Source organism: Mucilaginibacter sp. P4_D1, assembly GCF_056401935.1.
The window spans coordinates 1-4,442 of the sequence record NZ_JBFUIJ010000100.1; the positions used below are offsets into that span (position 1 = coordinate 1).

Annotated in this window: 2 tRNA genes and 3 rRNA genes; all 5 read right to left on the reverse strand. The window is 46.4% G+C overall.

The annotated features are described in order from the left end of the window. Positions 1–218: 218 nt before the first annotated feature. Positions 219–330, reverse strand: a 5S ribosomal RNA gene (rrf, locus tag AC1DV1_RS31075). Between the two features lie 275 nt (positions 331–605). Continuing rightward, positions 606–3,485, reverse strand: a 23S ribosomal RNA gene (locus AC1DV1_RS31080). A gap of 268 nt (positions 3,486–3,753) precedes the next feature. Beyond that, positions 3,754–3,830, reverse strand: a tRNA-Ala gene (locus AC1DV1_RS31085). Positions 3,831–3,920: 90 nt separating this feature from the next. Next, a tRNA-Ile gene (locus AC1DV1_RS31090) sits at positions 3,921–3,995 on the reverse strand. Between the two features lie 226 nt (positions 3,996–4,221). Then, positions 4,222–4,442: ribosomal RNA gene (locus AC1DV1_RS31095) — 16S ribosomal RNA — on the reverse strand; the annotation flags it as partial.

Here is a 4,442-nt window from a genome sequence, read left to right on the forward strand (position 1 = left end):
GGTAACTTATTGCATATTTATTGCCTATTAGTACCAATAACCTGCGCAGGAAGTACATCTTTTTACCACAAACGTGTACCTTTTGTAAGCTAAACTCAGCAAAGCAAGGTATCCAACCGAACACCAATGAACTAATGAATGATTGAACTTTTCAAAACGCAAAAACCCCTCATCAGTATGATGAAGGGTTTCACGATTCAGCCTTTAAGGCGGATAAGATTTGGCACCGACCTACTCTCCCACGTTTTACCGCAGTACCATCGGCTCTGGCGGGCTTGACTTCTCTGTTCGGAATGGGAAGAGGTAGACACCGCCGATATAGGCACCTGAATTTCTTTTGAGCTGAAAGCTCAAGGCTGAAAGCATAACGCTTTTTTGCCAATTCATTTATTTGTTTCACTTCTCGCTTTAGCCTTTTGGCCTTCTGCTTTTAGCTTAACAATGACATATTATTGAAAGAAGTAATTAATCAGAGAAAACAACAATATTGTATTTTCAGTGAGTGGTTGATTAGGTTAAGTGGTCGATTAGGTTCCTGGTYTTACAACCATTCKCTTAATCAACTTAATCAACTTATTTCACCACTCACCATTCAATTACCTGCTATGAGAAAGCTTCGGGCAATTAGTATCACTCGGCTATGATGTCACCACCTTTATACCTATGACCTATCAACGTAGTAGTCTGCTACGACCCTCAATGGAAGTCTCATCTTGTGGCTAGTTTCGCACTTAGATGCTTTCAGCGCTTATCTATTCCCAACGTAGCTACTCTGCAATACAGCTGGCGCCATAACAGATTCACCAGAGGTTAGTCCAACCCGGTCCTCTCGTACTAAGGTCAGCCCCACTCAAACTTCCTGCGCCCACAACAGATAGGGACCGAACTGTCTCGCGACGTTCTGAACCCAGCTCGCGTGCCACTTTAATGAGCGAACAGCTCAACCCTTGGGACCTTCTCCAGCCCCAGGATGTGACGAGCCGACATCGAGGTGCCAAACCTCCCCGTCGATATGAGCTCTTGGGGGAGATCAGCCTGTTATCCCCAGCGTACCTTTTATCCTTTGAGCGATGGCCCTTCCATGCAGAACCACCGGATCACTATATCCGTCTTTCGACCCTGCTCGGCTTGTCTGCCTCACAGTCAAGCAAGCTTATGCTATTGCACTCCACGTACGGTTACCAAGCGTACTGAGCTTACCTTTGAAAGCCTCCGTTACCTTTTTGGAGGCGACCACCCCAGTCAAACTACCCGCCAAACAATGTCCTCCRCWKTGCAGAGTTAGACACCAAATACAGAAAGGGTGGTATTTCAACGTTGACTAAATGACTCCTAGCGAAGCCACATCACAGTCTCCCACCTATCCTACACATCCTGTATCCGATATCAATGTTAAGTTGTAGTGAAGGTGCATGGGGTCTTTCCGTCCCGTTGCGGGTAACCGGCGTCTTCACCGATACCACAATTTCACCGAGCTCATGGCTGAGACAGCGCCCAGATCGTTACACCATTCGTGCAGGTCGGAACTTACCCGACAAGGAATTTCGCTACCTTAGGACCGTTATAGTTACGGCCGCCGTTTACCGGGGCTTCGATTCAATGCTTCGCCTTGCGACTAACATCCCCTCTTAACCTTCCGGCACCGGGCAGGTGTCAGGCCATATACGTCATCTTTCGATTTTGCATAGCCATGTGTTTTTGTTAAACAGTCGCCTGGGCCTTTTCACTGCGGCTTCCATTGCTGAAAGCGCCCCTTCTCCCGAAGTTACAGGGCCATTTTGCCGAGTTCCTTAGCCATGATTCACTCGAGCACCTTAGGATTCTCTCCTCGACTACCTGTGTCGGTTTACGGTACGGGTTTTTATAACCTGAAGCTTAGCGGGTTTTCTTGGAAGTCTGATTACCTGAACTATYACCKYSTCCGAAGATYYGGTRTACTATCAGCTTTCAGCAAGATCTGCGTACTTAACTACAAATCCTATACCTACGGCCTTTAACGAACTATTCCGTCAGTTCGCGTCAGTGTCACTACTCCGTCACCGCATCGCAGTTATAAAAAGTACTGGAATATTAACCAGTTGTCCATCGGCTACGCCCTTCGGCTTCACCTTAGGCCCCGACTAACCCTGATCCGATTAGCGTTGATCAGGAAACCTTAGTCTTTCGGTGGGCGGGTTTCTCTCCCGCCTTATCGTTACTTATGCCTACATTTGCTTTTCTATTCCCTCCACAGTCGGTTGTCCCTCCTGCTTCGCCGGATAATAGAATGCTCCCCTACCAGATGCATTRCTGCAAATCCATAGCTTCGGTATACTGCTTGATGCCCGTTTATTATCCATGCCCGATCGCTCGACTAGTGAGCTGTTACGCACTCTTTAAATGAATGGCTGCTTCCAAGCCAACATCCTAGCTGTCTGTGCAATCGGACCTCGTTAGTTCAACTTAGCAGTAATTTGGGGACCTTAGCTGATGGTCTGGGTTCTTTCCCTCTCGGCCCTGGACCTTAGCACCCAGAGCCTCACTCCAGCGTATATTAATAAGCATTCGGAGTTTATCTGGATTTGGTAGGATTTGACTCCCCCGCACCCAATTAGTAGCTCTACCTCTTATTAACTCAACCGCCAGGCTGTTCCTAAAAACATTTCGGGGAGTACGAGCTATTTCCCAGTTTGATTAGCCTTTCACCCCTACCCACAAATCATCCGGAAACTTTTCAACGTTTATCGGTTCGGTCCTCCAGTACCTGTTACGGCACCTTCAACCTGTCCATGGGTAGATCACAAGGTTTCGCGTCTACCTCCCCTGACTATACGCCCTATTCAGACTCGCTTTCGCTTCGGATCCGTGTCTTAAACACTTAACCTTGCCAGGAAAGAGTAACTCGTAGGCTCATTATGCAAAAGGCACGCCGTCACCCCACGAAGGGGCTCCGACCGCTTGTAAGTACACGGTTTCAGGTTCTATTTCACTCCCCTGTTCGGGGTTCTTTTCACCTTTCCCTCACGGTACTGGTTCACTATCGGTCTCTCAGGAGTATTTAGCCTTACCGGATGGTGCCGGCAGATTCCCACAAGGCGTCTCCGACCTCGCGGTACTCAGGATACCACTATCCTACTATTCATTACCCGTACGCAGCTGTCATGCTCTATGGCTGGGTTTCCCACCCCATTCCGGTTTTGTTTAGTATTCATGTTGTGGTCCTACAACCCCAATTATGCCGTAACATAATTGGTTTGGGCTTCTTCCCTTTCGCTCGCCACTACTCAGGAAATCATTATTATTTTCTCTTCCTCTGCTTACTTAGATGTTTCAGTTCAGCAGGTTTGCGCATTTATGCAACTATTCTTCAAATAGTTAGGTTTCCCCATTCAGAAATCTACGGATCAAGTCTTATTTGCAGATCCCCGTAGCTTATCGCAGCTTATCACGTCTTTCATCGCCTCTGAGAGCCAAGGCATCCCCCGTGTACCCTTTCTTACTTTCTTCTACTATACCGCCTTTTGCCCGGTATGTATGCTTTTTGATTCTTGTTGCCGTTTTTAGTATCAAGTACTTAGTATCAAGTAGCAAGACCGAAGCCTTTCTCCTTTTTACTTTTCCGTAATATTCAAAAGCCTGCAACAGTCCTCTATACTGTTGTCTTCTCTTTTTTATTACTTCTTCCAATATGTCAAAGAACTTTACCCCTATTCCATTTAACTCTTAAATGGTYTATTTGCATTATATCCTATTCCTTTCGGAAAACGGAGGGTGTGGTGGAGAATAACGGATTCGAACCGTTGACCCCCTGCGTGCAAGGCAGGTGCTCTAGCCAGCTGAGCTAATCCCCCTAAAAATGAATGATTGAATTATTGAATGTCTGAATTATTGAATACTTTTTATTCAGTAATTCTATAATTATCCAATTCAATAATTGCTTGTAGTCCCGAGCAGATTTGAACTGCTGACCCCTACATTATCAGTGTAGTGCTCTAACCAAGCTGAGCTACAGGACTGGGTCGATTTCGAAATTCGGATTTACGATTTGTGATTCTCCTATTCCCGATTTCTTGCAATCTCGTATCACCTTTTGATTAGCGCCACTAATTGGCTTCATCTTTTGGGTTTCCTTCTGTGTGTTTATCAGTATAACTGAACTATATAGTATAATTCAGCAAACCAATTAAGAAATAATCATGTAGGTAACTTGTTACAATAACTTAGCTCGAGATACTGCTCCAGAAAGGAGGTATTCCAGCCACACCTTCCGGTACGGCTACCTTGTTACGACTTAGCCCCAGTTACCGACTTTACCCTAGGACGCTCCTTGCGGTTACGCACTTCAGGCACTTCCAGCTTCCATGGCTTGACGGGCGGTGTGTACAAGGCCCGGGAACGTATTCACCGCGTCATTGCTGATACGCGATTACTAGCGAATCCAACTTCACGGGGTCGAGTTGCAG